The organism is Granulicatella sp. zg-84 (assembly GCF_010892375.1).
Lineage (GTDB): Bacteria > Bacillota > Bacilli > Lactobacillales > Aerococcaceae > WM01.
Window position 1 is genome coordinate 26418 of the sequence record NZ_WNJX01000013.1, and the last position, 19141, is coordinate 45558.

Here is a 19141-nt window from a genome sequence, read left to right on the forward strand (position 1 = left end):
TTTTCTAATCAATAGAAAAATAGTGTTATCGCTCATTTATCGCTCAAAAAGTGAGCGATAAATGAGCATTAACATCAAAAACCGGAGTGGCTACTTCGAGCCACTCCGGTTTTATCATTTTTTCTAAAATTACATCATACCCATGCCTGGAGCGCCACCCATTGGATGTGCTGGCATACCGCCTTCACCCTCTTTATCAGCGATAACAGCTTCTGTCGTCAATAATAATGCAGCAACACTTGCGGCATTTTGTAATGCTGAACGAGTTACTTTCGTTGGGTCAACGATACCTTCTTCAATCATGTTTACCCATTCGTCTGTTGCAGCATTGTATCCAATACCTACTTCTTTTTCTTTTAATTGAGAAACAATAACAGAGCCCTCTAATCCTGCATTTTCAGCGATTTGACGTAATGGTTCTTCTAATGCACGAACAACAATACGCACACCTGTTGCAACGTCACCTGTTTCTTCAATAGAAGCCACTTGTTTTTGAACTGTCACAAGTGCTGCACCCCCACCAGGAACGATACCTTCTTCAACAGCAGCACGTGTTGCGTTTAAGGCATCTTCGATACGTAATTTACGTTCTTTTAATTCTGTTTCTGTAGCAGCACCGACACGAACAACCGCAACACCACCAGATAATTTTGCTAAACGTTCTTGCATTTTTTCACGGTCAAACTCTGATGTAGATTCTTCAATATGAGCACGGATTAAACGAATACGTTGTTCAATCGCTTCTTTTGAACCAGACCCTTCAACAATTGTTGTGTAATCTTTTGTGACAACGATTTTACCTGCTGATCCCAATTCAGCCATTGTCATGTCTTTTAATTCTAAACCTAATTCTTGTGTAATCACTGTCCCACCCGTTAAAATGGCAATGTCTTCTAACATCGCTTTACGGCGGTCACCAAAGGCTGGTGCCTTTACAGCAACAACATTGAATGTCCCACGAATTTTATTTAAAACTAATGTCGGTAATGCTTCACCGTCTACATCATCAGCAATAATCAATAATGGACGTCCTTGTTGCACGATTTGTTCTAAAACCGGTAATACTTCTTGAATATTTGAGATTTTTTTATCTGTGATTAATACATAAGGATTTTCTAAAACAGATTCCATTTTATCTGTATCTGTTACCATATATTGTGACAAGTATCCACGATCAAATTGCATACCCTCTACAACGTCTAACTCTGTATCCAAGCCTTTTGATTCTTCGATTGTAATAACGCCGTCTTTTCCAACACGTTCCATTGCTTCTGCCAATAAAGCACCAATTTCATAATCACCTGAAGAAATCGCTGCAACTTGTGCAATAGACTCTTTAGATTCAACCGGTACAGAAATAGCATGTAATGCTTCCACGGCTTTTTTCGTTGCCAATTCGATACCACGACGAATACCGACTGGATTTGCACCAGCAGTCACATTTTTTAACCCTTCACGTACAATCGCTTGTGTTAAAACAGTTGCTGTTGTTGTACCATCTCCGGCAATATCATTTGTTTTTGAAGCAACTTCGGCTACTAATTTTGCACCCATGTTTTCAAAGTGGTCTGATAATTCAATATCTTTTGCAATGGTTACACCATCATTTGTAATAAGCGGAGAACCAAATTGTTTTTCTAAAACAACATTTCTACCTTTTGGTCCTAAGGTTACTTTTACAGTGTTCGCTAAAATATCAACACCACGCATCATACTTGCGCGTGCATCTTCTGAAAATTTAATATCTTTTGCCATGTGTTACTACCTCCTATTAGTCTACGATTGCTACTAAGTTTTCTACCTTAACAACAATGTATTCCTCTCCATTATGTGCTACTTTTTCACTTGCGAATGCTTCAAACACGACCATGTCACCGACTTTAACATCCTCTACATCTTTTGCCACAGCAACAACTTTTGCCATATTTTCCGCAGGTTTTGCACTGTTTGGTAATAAGAAACTACCGACTTTTTTTTCTTCTTCTTTTTCAAATTGTAAAACAACTCTATTTGATAATGGTTTTAACATGATAAACCTCCTTGATTTTTTTGGCACTCTTTGAACAAGAGTGCTAACACATACATTATAGTATCATAAAATAAAATTTTTTCAAGATTTTTATCTGATATTTCTTTTTCTTCTTTTTTTAACATTTTGTTTTTCATTTTTTCCTTCTTTATACATGTATTTTATCACAATCACAACGTATAAAAAGAATAGAACTAAGCTAAATTCTCTGAGAGATACCTTCTGAAAACCATGGTAATACTCCGGTGTACAATATAACATCAATAAAAAGGTACAAACTAAAATGGTTATTGTAGATAAGTATTTTTTCATGAGTCCACATCTCTTTATAACTGTATTATAACAGAAACCTTTCATCATGCCTATTGTACATCAATACCTATAAAGTCAAAACGGAGAAAATCGAACAGGCATGTCGATTTTCTCCGTTTTCTTCATATACTAATTCATTTCTTCAGCTTTTTTCTTGCGTTTCGCAACACGGTCACGTTCGCCTTTATCTAAAATTTGTTTACGTAAGCGAATATTTTCTGGTGTAATTTCACAATATTCATCATCACTCATAAATTCGATAGATTCTTCCAGAGATAACACACGTGGACGTTTAATAACAGCCGTTTGGTCTTTCGTTGCTGAACGAATATTCGTCATTTGTTTTGCACGTGTAATATTAACTGCTAAGTCATTTTCACGAGAATTCTCTCCAACAATCATACCTTCATAAACTTCTGTTCCTGGTTCAATAAAGATTGTTCCTCTATCTTCAACACCCATAATACCATAAGTCGTTGCTTTACCCGTTTCTGTAGATACTAACGCTCCATTATGACGTCCACCGATTTTTGCTTTAATTTCTGGTAAGTATTGATCAAATGTGTGGTTAATAATACCATATCCTCTTGTCATAGATAAAAATTCTGTTGAGTACCCAATCAACCCACGAGCAGGTACTAAGAATATTAAGCGAATTTGTCCATTTCCTGTGTGTACCATTTCTTGCATTTCGCCTTTTCGAGAGCTTAATGATTCAATGATAGAACCCATGTATTCTTCGGGCGTATCAATTTGTACGCGTTCATACGGTTCACAACGCACACCGTCAATTTCACGAATAATCACTTCTGGACGAGATACTTGTAATTCATATCCTTCACGACGCATGTTTTCAATTAAAATAGATAAATGTAGTTCTCCACGTCCGGATACAACCCACGCATCTGGGGAATCTGTTTGATCGACACGTAAAGAAACATCTGTATGTAATTCTGACATTAAGCGTTCTTCGATTTTACGAGAAGTGACAAATTTTCCTTCACGTCCTGCAAATGGAGAATTATTCGTTAAGAAAGTCATTTGTAGCGTTGGTTCGTCAATTCGTAAAATTGGTAATGCTTCTTGTGCATCAATCGGCGTCACTGTTTCTCCAACGAAAATATCTTCCATACCACTTACGGCGATTAAATCTCCTGCTTTTGCTTCTTGAATTTCGACACGACTTAGTCCAAAGAAACCAAATAATTTTGTGACACGAAATTGTTTAGCTGACCCATCTAATTTCAAAACAGATACAGCATCTCCCACTTTAATCGTTCCTCTAAACACACGTCCAATTCCAATACGTCCAACATAGTCATTGTAATCTAATAATGACACTTGGAATTGTAGTGGCTCATCGCTATTATCCACTGGAGCAGGAATATGATTGATAATCGTATCAAAAATATAGTCCATTGTTTGTTCTTGCTCAGCTGGATTATCTGATAAACTAGAGGTCCCGTTAATTGCTGAAGCATACACGACTGGAAATTCTAATTGGTCATCGTCAGCACCTAATTCGATAAATAATTCTAATACTTCATCAACGACTTCTTCGGGTCTGGCAGCATCTCTATCAATTTTGTTCACAACAACGATTGGTGTTAATTTTTGTTCTAATGCTTTTTTTAATACGAAACGTGTTTGAGGCATTGTTCCTTCGTATGCATCCACTACTAATAATACACCGTCAACCATTTTCATAATACGTTCTACTTCTCCACCAAAGTCGGCGTGTCCAGGTGTATCCATAATGTTAATACGTGTGTCATGATATTGTACAGCTGTATTTTTAGCTAAAATCGTAATTCCACGTTCTCTTTCAATATCATTTGAGTCCATTGCGCGATCTTCTAAGTTTAAGCGTGCGTCTAATGTATGAGATTGTTTCAATAATTCATTTACAAGTGTCGTTTTTCCGTGGTCAACGTGTGCGATAATCGCAACGTTTCTAATATCGTTTCTTAATGTCATATTTTCCTCCAATTCAAATTATCAACTGATACATTCTAACACTATACACTCTATTTGTAAAAAACTTTTCATGAAAAACCATAGAAAAAGTGAGTAAATCTGAAAATTTACTCACTCCATTTTAAATTGACATGTTCATTGACTTCTTTGTATGCTTTATCAATTCTTTTTTGTGTTGCTTCATCGAGCATATCTCTATATTTTCCACCTTGGATAAAATCTTGTAAAATATAGGTCGTGTAGTCGTACAAATCATATCCATTCGGAGATTTTCTACCATTTGGTGTGCGACTTACCCACGTTGGATGTGCCTGTACGGTATCGATAATTGTTTTGTCATTTTCCTTTTTGATTGTCACATCCATTAACAATCCTCGTTCTGTCCATTCATTGTCCAGTGTTTCGATACGCTGATTGGAAATAAAATTACCCATTGAATAAATAATAAATTTTTTATCCCCATTTTTCACAACCGTTTCACTCGGTTCAATCACATGAGGATGCCCACCAAAGATAATGTCGGCTCCCCAATCAATCATTTTGTGGTATAAAGCAACTTGTTCTGGTGTTGGCTCTAGAGCATACTCGATACCCATTTGAGGCATCACAATCGTTATATCTGCTATTTTTTCTGCTTTTTCAAGATCACGTTTTATTTTTTCTTCGTTTAAATCAGCTAAATAATCGTCATAATCTTTTTGAGAAATCGTCTGTTCAATGCCATTAAATCCATACGCATAACCTAGTATCGCTATTTTAATACCGTTCACTTCTTTGACTAAAATCTCATTTCGACTTCTCTTGGCAAAAACACCAAATGTATCTATTCCTCTTTCATCAAAAGCTTTAACCGTTGATTTAATCCCTTCAATACCCGTATCTAAAATATGATTATGCGCTAAGTCCATCACATGATACCCCGCCCATTTTATCGCATCCGCTGTTTCGATAGGTGCATTAAATGTTGGGTAGCCTGCCAACTCTTTATCCGGAGCAATGGTTCCCTCAAAATCTCCAATAGCTAAATCGGCTTTAGCTAGCCATTCTTTGACATATTTGAAATTTTGTTTAAAATCATATGTTCCATTCTCTTGCAAAGCACTCATATACAATAAATCATGATACAAAATATCGCCATTTGCCATAATTCGCGCTGTTTGCACGGATGATGTTTTTTGTATTGTTGTGCTCTCTATATGTGGCTGCTCTTGTGTTTGTGTTGCAGGTGCTTTTAACCAAATATCTTTAAACAAAAAAGCAAATCCTAAAAGACAGCATACAAGGATACTCAACAAGCCAATCATGATACCGGCATGACTTTTTTTGCGATGTCTACTTCTTCTCATTTATATTCCCCCTCTATTACCAAGCATAATTTGGTTCTTCACATGTCATCATAGATTCAAATAATTCGGCTGGTGTAATCGTTTTTAATCCGCCATAAACTTTGTCTTGTTGGTTTGGAGATGGGTCTAAATAATACAAGACATCAATGTCTTTCCCGTCGGGTGTTGTTTTATACCCGATACCAATGACATTGTGTTCACCTTTAGAGCCTGTATACACTTTAGATACATCCATTGTATAGTACATCGGATAACCGTCTTGAATATTTTTCTTCACTCGTTCTTTAAATAGTCGCATTTGTTCTGATTGCGGGGAAGGATTTGTCACTGTTTCTAAACGATACCCCGCCTGATTCCCCGTAGGTACTTCGTATCCAAAAAGATGTTTGTTTAAAATACGAATAGCATCACGGTTATGCGTGCCGAATGGTTCGTATGTTCCCATTTCTTTTGCGAGCGTATATTGGTCAACGTCAACATTTCGAGAAGACAGCATCATGCTCACGGTTGTTGGTGCACAATAATTCCATACTTGTTGAATTTGTGGTTTAACACTTAACACTACTTTTTGATTTCCTAGACTTTGTTGTGTGGTTTCTTTTTTAGTTTCTTGTTGTTGACTTTTTGGTTGTGTTGTCATTTGTTGTGAACTCGGCTGAGATGTTGTCTGTTGTGTAGTCACTATTTTTGAGTCCGTTGTCACGACCATTTCTCGTTTTACTTGTACATTTAAAGAACACCCAGCTAGCAGAAGGTATACACCCATAAATAAATATTTTTTCATAAGTTTTCCTCCTTACACATTTATAAGCCTATTATACTATTGAAACAATCTTTTTGTAAGTGTTATTTTCATTTTAGTTTTTAGGTTAAAGTCGCATTTATACTGGACTTTTTACATCAATTTACTTATAATATTGCTTAATAAACAACTTAGGTGCAAGGTAAGTTGTCGTGTCAAACAGACATCGTTACTTTGCTATTTCACGCTTAAACGACTTTGTCTGTTTAAGTTTTTTTATTATATACAGAAAGGGTTACTATATGATTGAAATTATCGCAACTGTTGAATCTATCGAACAGGCTCGCCAATTATTAGAAGTCGGAGTAGACTGCCTATATTTTGGTGAGGATACATTTGGATTACGTTTGCCTCACTCTTTTTCAAGAGAGGAGCAAAAAACATTAACTGAATTAGCACACCAATATGGTAAAAAAGTATCTATTGCCTTAAACGCTATTTTCCATAATAGTGGCATTGCAAAAGTACCTGAATATCTTACGTTTTTAAAACGTATTGGTGTGGATACTATCACATCAGGAGATCCCGGTGTCGTACAAATTATGAAACAAGATGAGTTATTTATTCCATATCGTTATGATGCTCAAGTCGTTGTAACAAGTAGCAAACAAATTAACTTTTGGGCAAACCGACGAGCTGTTGGTGCAGTCGTTGCCCGTGAAGTACCTAAAGAATCTCTTGAAATTTTAGCACGTGACGTCATTGTTCCCATCGAATATTTGGTATATGGTGCCACTTGTATTCATCAATCAAAACGTCCACTTCTACAAAATTATTTTAATTTTATTAAACGAACAGAATCTGTCGGTCGAAATCGGGGTTTCTTTTTATCTGAGCCAGATAAACCAGATACACACTACTCTGTTTATGAAGATGATAATGGTACACATATTTTTGCCAATAACGATATTTTGCTGGCACAATATTTACAAGAACTAGCTGATATGAACGTTACACAGTGGAAATTAGAGGGGATTTTCTCACCTGGGGACAATTTTGTAGACATTGCGAAACTATTTGTTCAAGCCAGAAATGACATCGTGGCTAAAAATTGGTCACATGAAAAAGCATTACACTTAGAAGAAAGTGTAAGAGCATTACATCCTAAAACACGTGGTTTAGATACTGGATTTTATTTATTTGATCCAAACATTGTGAAATAACGAGGTGACATAGATGACAAAAATATTAAAAAAACCAGAAGTACTAGCACCTGCCGGTACACTGGAAAAACTAAAAACAGCTGTTTTATACGGAGCAGATGCTTGCTTCATTGGTGGAGAAGCTTACGGTTTACGTAGTCGTGCAGGAAACTTTGGTTATGATGAAATCGCAGAAGGTGTTGCTTTTGCACATGAACATGGTGCAAAAGTATATGTCGCTGCCAATATGGTTACTCATGAAGGCGACGAAGAAGGTGCAGGAGAATTTTTCAAAACGATTCGAGATATTGGTGTTGATGCTGTAATTGTATCCGACGTAGCATTGATGGATATTTGTGTGATGAATGCTCCTGGTTTACCTATTCACTTATCTACTCAAGCCTCTGCTGCGAATTATGAAAATTTAAATTTTTGGAAAGACGAAGGTTTAGAGCGTGTCGTTTTAGCACGTGAAGTGTCTATGGAAGAAATTTTTGAAATGCAAGAAAAAGTAGATGTAGAAATTGAAGCCTTTATCCACGGCGCAATGTGTATTTCCTATTCAGGTCGTTGCGTACTATCTAATCACATGGCACAACGTGACGCTAACCGTGGTGGTTGTTGTCAATCATGTCGTTGGAAATACGGTTTATACGACATTGACACAACAGGACAGACACATCATATTGGAAATGGGCATGACGGTGTTGACGAACCTTTTTCAATGAGTGCTGTGGATATGTCTATGATTTATCATATTCCAGACTTAGTAAATGCAGGCGTAGACAGTTTGAAAATTGAAGGACGTATGAAATCTATTCATTATGTATCTACTGTATGTAATGTTTACAGAGCTGCTGTAGATAGTTATTGTGAAGACCCTGATCATTACGAAGTGAAACAAGAATGGGTAGATGAACTATGGAAAACAGCCCAACGTGAATTGGCAACAGGCTTTTATTATCATGTACCGACTGAAAATGAACAGTTATTCGGGGAACGTCGTCAAATTCCTGCATATAGTTTTATCGGGCAAGTATTAGCGTATGACGAGGATACACAAATCGCAACGATTCAACAACGTAATAACTTTAAAGTAGGCGATAAAATCGAGTTCTACGGCCCAGGCATGCGTCACTTTGAACAAGAATTAACACAATTATGGAATGAATACGACGAAGACATTACTGTTGCACCAAACGCTATGATGATTTGCAAAATCAAAACAAACCGTCCTGTCAAACCTATGGATATGATTCGTAAGCAAAAATAGGAGGTACGTATGACACGCACAAAAAAAAGCATTACTTTTTTTAGTTTATGCCTTATTTTATTAGGTTATATAAACACACACTATCACTGGCAATTATTTGGCATTCAACCTGCGAGTTTTATGGCACTGTCTGTTTTTGTGGCAAGTTTATGTTTGTGGTTATTTGTCAGTATCGACTGGTCTAGTTTACTTTGTATTGTGTCGTTAAGTTTGGTCCCTACCATTAGCTTAAATCAGATTTTGGAAAAATCATTCGGAAATAGTACCTTTATCTTTTTACTATTTACATTTATATCTACTTACGCAATCAATCAAACGGTATTTTTAAAACGCGTGATTGCCAAAATATTGATGAGCCGCTTCGCAAGAAGTCATCCTACACGTTTTATATTTGCCTTTTTAACAAGTGTTTTAGTATTGAGTAGTATTATTTCACCAACGGTTATGTTCATGTTTGTCTTTCCGATTTATGAAGAAATTTGTTTACAATTCGGATTAGAAAAACAAGATAAAGCAGCATCTTATTTATTGATTGCTGTATTTTCAACCATTGCTATTGGATGTGCAATGACACCTATCAATCACGTTTTTGCCATTACGGCAATGGGTTTATTCACAAGTGCTACTCATATTTCTATTACAAACAGTCAATATATGAGCATGGCTATCCCAACAGGACTTTTACTATATGGCATCTTATTATTAAGTGTACATCATTTATGTAAACAATCCTTTTCAACAAAAACCATTCATACATTAGATACTTTAAAGCATTTACCAAATCAGACAAAGCGTGAAACATGGATTGTCATATTATTCTTCATGATGATTAGCCTATGGATTTTACCGGAATTTTTTGGGGTATCGAAATATATCAGTATCGTACTGCCACCAATGCTTGCAACGATTGCGATGTGTATGATACATATCGAAGGAAAACCTTTATTAAATTTATCGGATGCTTTAACTAAAGGTGTACACTGGCAAAGTTTGTTTTTAGTTGGTGCCACATTAGTATTGGGTTCGGTATTATCTGATGCTAAAGTTGGTGTTATTGACTTACTGAACACCTATATGACACCATTTGTATTAAGTTTATCACCTATGTTCATGATTTTATTCTTTATCGCATGGGCAGGTATTCAGACAAATTTCACGTCTAATTTAGTGACCGTATCAGTAGTCACCACTTTAGCTATAACCATTTGGCAATCTGCACAATTACCTATCAATATGGGCGTTTTAGCCTGTTTCATCGGATTCATGTCCTCTCTAGCATTCGCAACAGCTCCTGCAATGCCCTATGTTGCAATTTCCATTGGATCTGGATGGACAACAAGTAAAGATACTTTTTTATTTGGTACGTGGTTATTATTTTGGAGCATTGTACTTGCTGTGTTAATAGGCTACCCACTAGGAGCATGGATATTATCATAAGGAGATTAAATATGTTAGAAAAACAAAGGAAAGAGATTGATGCGATTGATAAAGAGCTAGTCGCATTATTTGAAAAACGAATGGCAGTCGCCTTAGAAGTAGCAACAATAAAAAAGGAGCATCAACTACCCGTATTTGATGCCAAAAGAGAACAAATGGTTTTTGAAAAAGTAATCTCTTATCTTGAAAATGATACATTAAAACCTTTATTAAAAGAAGTGTATAGCACATTGATGAAAGTTTCTAAAGATTATCAGAACATTCATTTATCTGAGTAAATATAACCATATTATTTTTTATGAAATTATGATATAATGCTTGTCAAATAAGGTAGAAAAGAGGCTTTATATGAAACGTTCAGATGAAACACCCTTGATACGATTTTTAGGGGGGAAAAACTTAATATTTACACTTGTATCCCTCTTATTATTATGTTTATGTATTTATCTTACAACTAAAATTTCATTCATTTTTGGTCCAATCAATATTTTAATGACATCTATCATTACACCTTTTCTACTAGCTGTTATTTTTTATTATATGTTTATTCCATTAGTAGATTGGTTAGAAACAATAAAAGTACCTCGTGCTATTGGGGCATGTATATCTCTTATTTTAATGCTTGCGTTCATCGTGATTGGTTGCGCATTTGCTATCCCAATTATTATTTCGCAAATCGTATCTTTTACCCAAGCGTTACCCGGATTGATTGAAAACTTTGTTGCAACACTTCAACAATTTAGTACATCAAAAGAATTTCAATCTTATTACAATCAAGCATTGATTTGGTTTAACGATAGTTTAACAGAATTAGTACAACAGTTAGTAAGCACATTAGGCACAACCATTCAAGGTATTACATCTATTTTGTCAACAATATCTAGTGTCATGTTCACACTCATGACTTTCCCGATTTTTCTATTTTTCTTATTGATTGATGGTAGAACCTTTAAAAATCATTTTTTAAGTATTTTTCCAAAGAAAAAAAGAGAAGAAATCAATCAGTTAACACATGACATCAATGTACAAGTGGGTGCTTATATTAAAGGACGTCTACTCGTGAGCTTTTTAGTGGGTATTTACTATTTCATCGGCTATTCTGTCATTGGTTTAAATTACGCTTTCGTATTAGCATTACTATCTGGTATCATGAGTTTAATTCCTTATCTTGGTGCTATTATCGCATTAGTGCCCGCTATAATTATCGCTTGTATCCATTCATGGTTAATGTTTATTGAAGTATTGATTGTATGGGGATTTGCTCAAATTTTAGACGGTAATATTTTAGGGCCACATATCATTGGTAAGTCACTTAAAATGCACCCACTAACGATTATCATTGTCTTAATTGGGACAGGTAGTTTAATGGGTATCGTAGGTATGATTATTGGCATTCCGCTTTATGCGATTATCCGTATTATTTTTGGATTTTTCTTTAAAAAATATAAAGAACGTTACAATAAATACTTTGGTGAAACTGAAGACGGCTATTAAATACAAAAAGAGAGGTTGCGATTGCAACCTCTCTTTTTGTATAAAACTGCTATTTCACAAAAAAACTAGCTAATAACACAACAAAACCAAGAACAATACGATATTTACCAAATGCTGTGAAATTGTGTTTTTTCACATATTTTACTAAACGTTGAATAACAATCATTGATACGACAAACGCTACTAACATTGCGACTAAAAGCATCATAAATTCTTCAAGGGACATACTATGCTTTAATAAAAATTTTATCAATTTTAATCCACTTAAACCAAACATGGCAGGAATACCTAAGAAAAATGAAAATTCTGTCGCAACATAACGTGATGTACCTAATAAAACAGCTGCTAGAATGGTCACACCTGAGCGAGAAGTCCCTGGTATCAAGGCTAAAATTTGAGAAATACCAATAAATAAAGCTGTTTTATACGTTAATGTTTCTAATTGAGATATGCTCACTTTGCGTGACGCATTTTTTTCTATCCATATAAATAAAATACCATATAAAATAAGCATGAGTGCAACGGTCACATGATTCATAAAATGAGCTTCAACAAGATTATCAAGTGGAAATACCAACACAGCCGGTAATGTCGCAATAGCAACTTTTATCCACAAATCAATAGACTGTTTTTTCTCCTCTTGTGTTTTTGAGGGGGATATAGGATTTAATTTATGGAAATAAATAACCATAACTGCTAAGATAGCGCCTAATTGTATAACAACTTTAAATAACTCAAAAAAGTCTGGTCGTACATCTAATGGTAAAAATTGTTGTAATAAAATCAAATGCCCTGTACTACTAATCGGTAACCACTCAGTAATACCTTCAACAATACCATAAATAATGACTTTAATAATTTCTAACATACTAATCTCCTTTCACATCTGATAACAGTATATCACTTTTTTAGAAAAATATGGTATCATAATAACGCATTTAGTTTAGAAAAGGAAACGATTATGATTATATTACAAGGGCAGCAACTCTCCCGCCATTTTGGTTCTGATGTCTTATTTGAAAACATTCATATTGCGATTCAAGATCAAAGTCGAATTGGATTAGTTGGGCGAAATGGAACAGGGAAATCGACACTTTTAAAAATATTGGCAAGCATTGAACAAAGTGATAGTGGTCAAATTAGCATGGTCAAACAGTTAAAAATCGGCTACTTAGATCAACATAGTGCTGTAAATACAGAGAACACGATTTGGGAAGAAATGTTACACGTTTTTGATGATGTGATTGCTTTACAAGACCGACTAAATCGTATAGCACTCTCTTTGAGTGATGAGGCAATTTTAAACGATGAAAAAGCGTATCAAGAAACACTTTCTCAATACGATACACTCCAACACGAATTAGACAATCGTGGAGGATACCAATATGAAGCCACAATAAAATCTGTATTAAATGGATTTAAATTTTATGAAAAAGACTATCATCAATCTATCGGAAATTTATCAGGTGGACAAAAAACACGTTTAGCTCTGGCTAAATTACTTTTGGAAAAACCCGATTTACTTATTCTTGATGAACCTACGAACCATTTGGATATTGATACATTGTCGTGGCTTGAAACATATCTTATAAACTATCAAGGTGCCTTATTGATTGTATCTCACGACAGATACTTTTTAGACAAAGTCGTCAAAGAAATTTATGAAATAAGTCAAAAACAAATACATCACTATAAAGGAAATTATTCGTACTATTTAGAGGAACGTGATAAGCGTTTAGCACAAGAATGGAAACAATACGAAAAACAACAAGAAGAAATCGAAAAATTAGAAGATTTTATTGCGAAGAATATTGTACGTGCCTCAACAACGAAACGTGCACAGAGTAGACGAAAACAACTGGAAAAAATGGTCCGTTTGGAAAAACCAAAGGGAGATGAAAAATCAGCACGATTGACATTTGTAACAGAAAAAGAAAGTGGTAATGCTGTCTTACAAGCAGAACAATTAGGTATTGGATATGAAGATACCTTGCTGGCATACCCTATTGACTTAGACATTCGCAAACAACAAGCCATTGCTGTTGTGGGGCCAAATGGTATTGGAAAAACAACGCTATTAAAAACATTACTAGGTACTTTACCAACAATAAAAGGTCATTATAAAGTGGGTGCAAATGTAAGCATCGGCTACTATGACCAAGAACAACGGCACCTAACGCCGACAAAAGATGTTTTATCTGAATTATGGGACGACTATCCCTTAATGAATGAAAAAGATGTCAGAAGTGTTTTAGGGAGTTTTTTATTTAGTGGAGATGATGTAAAAAAACTAGTAGCTTCACTAAGCGGTGGCGAAAAGGCACGTTTGTTATTAGCAAAATTAGCATTACAAAAAGATAATTTCTTAATTTTAGACGAACCAACAAATCATCTTGATTTGGATAGTAAAGAAGTGCTAGAAAATGCATTGATTGATTTTGACGGAACGTTATTATTTATCTCTCACGATAGATATTTTATCAACCGTGTCGCTACATCTGTTTTAGAACTGTCTAAAAACGGCAGTACATTATATATAGGTGATTACGATTATTACATAGAAAAAAAATCTCAAGAAAAACAAGAGATTCTCATAGAACAAGAAAAAAACGTTTCTATTCAACAATCCGATTACACCCTTAGCAAAGAAAAACAAAAGCAAAAGCGTCAGCTGGAAAGACAGCTAGAAACTTTAGAACAGCAGATGCATGACTGCCAAGAACGCATAGGGAACATTGAAGAATCATTGGCTTCGCCTGATGTGTTTACGAATCACGAAGAATCTTATCGTTTAAACACGCAGCTTGAAGAAGAACGTCAGAAATACGACACCTATTTAAACGAATGGGAAACTGTCGCACTAACTTTAGAAGACTTGCCTATTTAATCAAAACGGAGACAATCGAACTCTAGTGCCGATTGCCTCCGTTTTATTATCCTTCAAAAATAATTTCATACGAATCACTATTTTCCATACGTTTTAATGGATAGTTTGTACGATACACACTTCTGGTTGGTTCTTGTTCTAAATACATAAAGAAATCATGTGTTTCACTCGGATAAATGGTGACCATTTTTGTGAAATAATGATCTTGATCAATAATGATGGTTTTCATTTGTGTCGGATCTGTAATCCATGGTGTGTAAACATTAAAAAATGCACCTGGAGATACTTCGTATTCATATTTTAATAGTGTAATCATTGGTAAATCCATGTCCTATTCTCCTTTCTTTAAATTCCTTTAAATTTCTTTAAAACCACTTGTAAACGATATATACATTGTATCACAAAGTTTATTAAAAATATATGATAGCCAATATATTAAAAACTTGATATAATGCAAAAGACAATGTATATAAAGGAGTTTATTATGAGTATCATCTATCAGAGTACACGAGATGCAAAAAATCAAGTATCTGCAAGCCAAGCTATCTTAAAAGGAATTGCTGAAGACGGTGGTTTATATGTTCCTCAAACATTTCCAACACTACCTGTTTCTTTAGAAGCACTAGCCGATATGTCTTATCAAGAAATTGCATTTTTAGTCTTACGTGCTTTTTTATCTGATTTTTCAGATGATGAATTAAGAGCGTGTGTCAACAGTGCTTACTCAACAACAAAATTTGATATTGACGACATCGTGTCTATTCAATCATTTGGCAACAAACATTATTTAGAACTATTTCATGGCGAAACTATCGCCTTTAAAGATATGGCATTATCCATTTTGCCATATTTAATGTCCACAGCTGCTAAAAAAAATGACAGCCATAAAGATATTCTTATCTTAACGGCAACATCTGGAGATACGGGTAAAGCAGCAATGGCAGGTTTTGCCGATGTACCTCACACAAAAATTATCGTGTTCTATCCAAAAGGCGGTGTGAGCCATATCCAAGAATTACAAATGTTAACTCAAAAAGGCGATAACACTCATGTTATTGGTATTACAGGTAATTTTGATGATGCACAAAGTGCTGTTAAAGCAATGTTTACTGATACAGATATGATTGAAAAAGTAAATCAAGCTGGTTATCAATTTTCATCTGCCAATTCAATCAATATTGGTCGTTTAATGCCTCAAGTTGCTTATTATGTGTATGCTTATGCCCAATTAGTGAAAAACAAAGTTATTCGTTGTGGCGAATCAATCAATGTATCTGTCCCAACAGGTAATTTTGGTAATATTTTAGCTGCCTACTATGCAAAACAAATAGGTCTACCGATTGATACATTTATTTGTGCCTCTAACAAAAACAATGTATTATCCGACTTTTTTGCAACAGGCACATACAACAAAAACCGTCCGTTCTATGTGACAAATTCTCCGTCTATGGATATTTTGATTTCAAGTAATTTAGAGCGATTGATTTATCATGCTGTAGAACAAGATACACAAAAAACACGTGATTTAATGCATGCTTTAAGCCAACAAGGTGAGTACCATGTTGATTTAAATGATATTTTATCGGCCTTTTATGGTGATTTTGCAACAGAAGACAATATTACCGCACAAATTAAGCGTACATTTGATAACTATAAATATCTGATTGACCCACATACAGCCGTGTCTGATTTTGTATATGATATGTATGCTGAAAAAACAGGAGATAACAAACATGTCGTTATTGCCTCAACAGCAAGCCCATATAAATTCCCTAAAAGTGTCATGAGTGCATTTAGACACGATAATTTAGACGATGATATGGCATTAGTGGATGCATTAGAAACCTTATCAAACATCCCTCAACCACAAGCTGTTTTAGATGTGAAACAAGCAACTATTCGCCATCATAAAGTAGTATCCGTTGAAGAAATGGCGCAAAGTGTACTTGATTGTTTATCATAAAGCAATACTAAAATTTTTAAATAGTAAAAAGGCTTAAAATCAATATTTTGAACAAATTGATTTTAAGCCTTTTTGAGTAATACTATACCTTTTAAAACAATCTATAGCCAAATTTTGACTAGTCATTAATTTGTCTGAAAAGAGTTGTTTTCTCTGTCATAAAAAATTTTCTAATAAAAAGATTTCACAAAAAGCTTCTTCTATAAAAATAAAAAAACTTATTAAAACTACTTGTAAAAAATACTCTTCTTTTTTCTATGCCCAACTTTACTAAATATAATTGATGATAAACACATATTATCGCTATTCCGATATGTTTATTATTTGACTTCAAGACATGAATACGATATGATAACTGAGGATACATTTTCCCCTACACAGATTTTGTGCGATAAAATGTGTCTTTTTTTATGCATAAAATCAATTATAAAGGAGTGTTATCATGGAACAATTCTCTGTTTTTGATTACGAAGATATACAACTTATTCCAAATAAATGTATCGTGAATAGTCGTTCAGAATGCGATACAACGGTGACATTAGGAAAACATACATTTAAAATCCCTGTTGTCCCAGCAAATATGCAAACAATTATAGATGAAAAACTAGCAGAAGAACTAGCAAAAAACGGCTACTTTTATATTATGCATCGTTTTGATGAAAGCACACGTTCAACTTTTATTAAAAATATGCACGATAAAGGTTTAATTGCATCTATTAGTGTAGGTGTTAAACCACATGAATATGATTTTATTACAACACTAGCACAAGAAACACTAATCCCAGATTATATTACAATTGATATTGCACATGGACATTCTAATGCAGTCATTAACATGATTAAACATATTAAAGAACATTTACCTGAAACATTTATTATTGCAGGAAATGTGGGTACTCCAGAAGCTGTGCGTGAATTAGAAAATGCTGGTGCTGATGCAACAAAAGTGGGTATCGGACCAGGTAAAGTATGTATCACAAAAATAAAAACAGGTTTTGGTACAGGTGGCTGGCAATTAGCCGCTGTACGCTGGTGTGCAAAAGCTGCTAGAAAACCAATTATTGCTGACGGTGGTATTCGTACACATGGCGATATTGCAAAATCTATTCGTTTTGGAGCAACAATGGTCATGATTGGCTCTCTTTTTGCAGGACATGAAGAATCTCCTGGAAAAACAGTAGAAATTGACGGTAAGAAAATGAAAGAATATTTCGGCAGTGCTTCTGAATTCCAAAAAGGTGAAAGAAAAAATGTCGAAGGCAAAAAAATGCTTGTTGATTATAAAGGAAGCATTCACGACACATTAATTGAAATGCAACAAGATTTACAATCTTCTATCTCTTATGCAGGTGGAAAAGATTTAGACGCTATTCGTCACGTTGATTACATGATTGTAAAAAACTCTATTTTTAACGGTGACACACACTAATAAATAACCCCAGCAAGATGACTTGTTGGGGTTATTTTTATTCTTCATCAAATGGATTGATACCTTATAGAACTTTTTTGACTATTGTTTAAATAGGCTTCTTTTCTAATTGTGCTTTGCTATCTTTATACATGTTTTTTGGTAAATTACTCGACGCAACACTAACTACTTTAGTCGCAAGATGATTGGCGAAATATAAAGCTTCTTCTACTGTATACCCCTGGCACATTGCCGATAAAAATCCTCCAACATGGCTATCTCCCGCTCCTATAGTATTCACGACCGTCGCTTTTTCTGTTGGAACAAGATGACAGATTTTCCCGTCATAATACAGAGCCCCTTTTTCTCCACATGTCACAATCACAAGCTGATTCGTTTTAGAAAATAATTTTTTTGCGGCACTTTCTACATCATCACAAGACGCTAATTCTTTTGCTTCGACATCGTTCATATGCAAAATAGGACGACAAGCAAATAATTTTTCCAAACGTTCTTTTGGAATAAATTTTCCTCTAGGACTTGGGGCAAAAATAATTTGACAAGGTAAAGTGGCCAATGTATCGACCAAACGCTCTCCGTCAATATCCTCTACCTCTAAGCCACAAACATACACATAACGATACGCATTCATATTTAAATTTCCCAACCATGTCGGTTCAAATGTATATTCTGCTCCGTGATGTGATAAAAATGTACGTTCTCCATTTTTTTCAACAAAGCAATAACAACACCCATTTTCTTGTGTGCTTTTCACAAAGGATTGAATACCTACTTGCTGTATATGTTTTTCGACAAACTCACCAAAAATACCTGTTCCTATTGGAGAAATAAATGTATAGGGAATATCTAAATGGTGCAGAACATGTACAACATTATACGCACATCCACCTAACCCCATTCGTTGATGTAACACATTCCCCGATTCTTGTCTACGTGGTAATGTATCGATATTTACAACAATATCACACACTGTTGACCCAATAACTAAGCATTTATCCATTTTAAAACCTCTAACATTATTATTTATTCATAAAAAATCATTCGTGTTAA

At 34.8% G+C, this 19141-nt stretch carries 17 protein-coding genes; 8 read left to right on the plus strand and 9 right to left on the minus strand.

Annotation, left to right across the window (positions count from 1 at the left end):
* Positions 1-129 precede the first annotated feature (129 nt).
* From groL to GMA06_RS04365, 6 genes are all read right to left on the minus strand, one after another.
* Positions 130-1755: a chaperonin GroEL gene (gene groL, locus GMA06_RS04345; protein WP_163546355.1), complete on the minus strand. Its 1626-nt coding sequence runs from the start codon at positions 1753-1755 to the stop codon at positions 130-132.
* A gap of 16 nt (positions 1756-1771) precedes the next feature.
* Entirely contained in the window at positions 1772-2029 is a 258-nt protein-coding gene (locus GMA06_RS04350) for a co-chaperone GroES (RefSeq protein WP_163546354.1), read from the minus strand.
* A complete protein-coding gene (locus GMA06_RS08410; RefSeq protein WP_163546353.1) occupies positions 2023-2166 on the minus strand; it encodes a hypothetical protein in 144 nt (47 codons plus the stop codon). Before GMA06_RS08410 ends, GMA06_RS04350 begins: the two co-directional genes overlap by 7 nt.
* A 304-nt stretch (positions 2167-2470) precedes the next feature.
* Entirely contained in the window at positions 2471-4318 is a 1848-nt protein-coding gene (typA, locus tag GMA06_RS04355) for a translational GTPase TypA (RefSeq protein WP_163546352.1), read from the minus strand.
* Between the two features lie 107 nt (positions 4319-4425).
* Entirely contained in the window at positions 4426-5664 is a 1239-nt protein-coding gene (locus tag GMA06_RS04360) for a CapA family protein (RefSeq protein WP_163561808.1), read from the minus strand.
* A gap of 16 nt (positions 5665-5680) precedes the next feature.
* Complete coding sequence (locus GMA06_RS04365) at positions 5681-6448, minus strand: C39 family peptidase (RefSeq protein ID WP_163545289.1); 768 nt, start codon at positions 6446-6448, stop codon at positions 5681-5683.
* 260 nt (positions 6449-6708) lie between these two features.
* On the opposite strand from GMA06_RS04365, the gene GMA06_RS04370 reads away from it, so the two are divergent.
* From GMA06_RS04370 to GMA06_RS04390, 5 genes are all read left to right on the plus strand, one after another.
* Entirely contained in the window at positions 6709-7629 is a 921-nt protein-coding gene (locus tag GMA06_RS04370) for a peptidase U32 family protein (RefSeq protein WP_163561809.1), read from the plus strand.
* Between the two features lie 13 nt (positions 7630-7642).
* Positions 7643-8881: a U32 family peptidase gene (locus GMA06_RS04375; protein ID WP_163545291.1), complete on the plus strand. Its 1239-nt coding sequence runs from the start codon at positions 7643-7645 to the stop codon at positions 8879-8881.
* 9 nt (positions 8882-8890) lie between these two features.
* Positions 8891-10318, plus strand: coding sequence for an SLC13 family permease (locus tag GMA06_RS04380; protein ID WP_163561810.1), 1428 nt, complete (start codon positions 8891-8893; stop codon positions 10316-10318).
* 11 nt (positions 10319-10329) lie between these two features.
* The gene (locus tag GMA06_RS04385; RefSeq protein WP_163561811.1) at positions 10330-10596 is read left to right on the plus strand and encodes a chorismate mutase; all 267 of its coding nucleotides are present in this window, start codon (positions 10330-10332) and stop codon (positions 10594-10596) included.
* A gap of 70 nt (positions 10597-10666) precedes the next feature.
* Positions 10667-11812, plus strand: coding sequence for an AI-2E family transporter (locus GMA06_RS04390; RefSeq protein WP_163545294.1), 1146 nt, complete (start codon positions 10667-10669; stop codon positions 11810-11812).
* Between the two features lie 49 nt (positions 11813-11861).
* On the opposite strand, the gene GMA06_RS04395 is transcribed toward GMA06_RS04390, so the two are convergent.
* On the minus strand, positions 11862-12686 hold the full coding sequence (locus GMA06_RS04395) for an undecaprenyl-diphosphate phosphatase (protein ID WP_163545406.1): 825 nt from the start codon (positions 12684-12686) through the stop codon (positions 11862-11864).
* A gap of 87 nt (positions 12687-12773) precedes the next feature.
* On the opposite strand from GMA06_RS04395, the gene GMA06_RS04400 reads away from it, so the two are divergent.
* Complete coding sequence (locus GMA06_RS04400) at positions 12774-14699, plus strand: ABC-F family ATP-binding cassette domain-containing protein (RefSeq protein ID WP_163561812.1); 1926 nt, start codon at positions 12774-12776, stop codon at positions 14697-14699.
* Positions 14700-14745: 46 nt separating this feature from the next.
* On the opposite strand, the gene GMA06_RS04405 is transcribed toward GMA06_RS04400, so the two are convergent.
* Complete coding sequence (locus GMA06_RS04405) at positions 14746-15027, minus strand: hypothetical protein (protein WP_163545296.1); 282 nt, start codon at positions 15025-15027, stop codon at positions 14746-14748.
* Positions 15028-15183: 156 nt separating this feature from the next.
* Here GMA06_RS04405 and thrC point away from each other — a divergent pair, with 156 nt between their 5' ends.
* Both thrC and guaC read left to right on the plus strand, forming a co-directional pair.
* The gene (gene thrC, locus GMA06_RS04410) at positions 15184-16662 is read left to right on the plus strand and encodes a threonine synthase (protein ID WP_163561813.1); all 1479 of its coding nucleotides are present in this window, start codon (positions 15184-15186) and stop codon (positions 16660-16662) included.
* A gap of 442 nt (positions 16663-17104) precedes the next feature.
* Positions 17105-18091, plus strand: a complete 987-nt coding sequence (guaC, locus tag GMA06_RS04415) for a GMP reductase (RefSeq protein ID WP_163545298.1) — start codon at positions 17105-17107, stop codon at positions 18089-18091.
* Between the two features lie 88 nt (positions 18092-18179).
* Here guaC and GMA06_RS04420 read toward each other — a convergent pair whose 3' ends face one another.
* On the minus strand, positions 18180-19091 hold the full coding sequence (locus GMA06_RS04420; RefSeq protein ID WP_163561814.1) for a PfkB family carbohydrate kinase: 912 nt from the start codon (positions 19089-19091) through the stop codon (positions 18180-18182).
* Between the last annotated feature and the right edge of the window lie 50 nt (positions 19092-19141).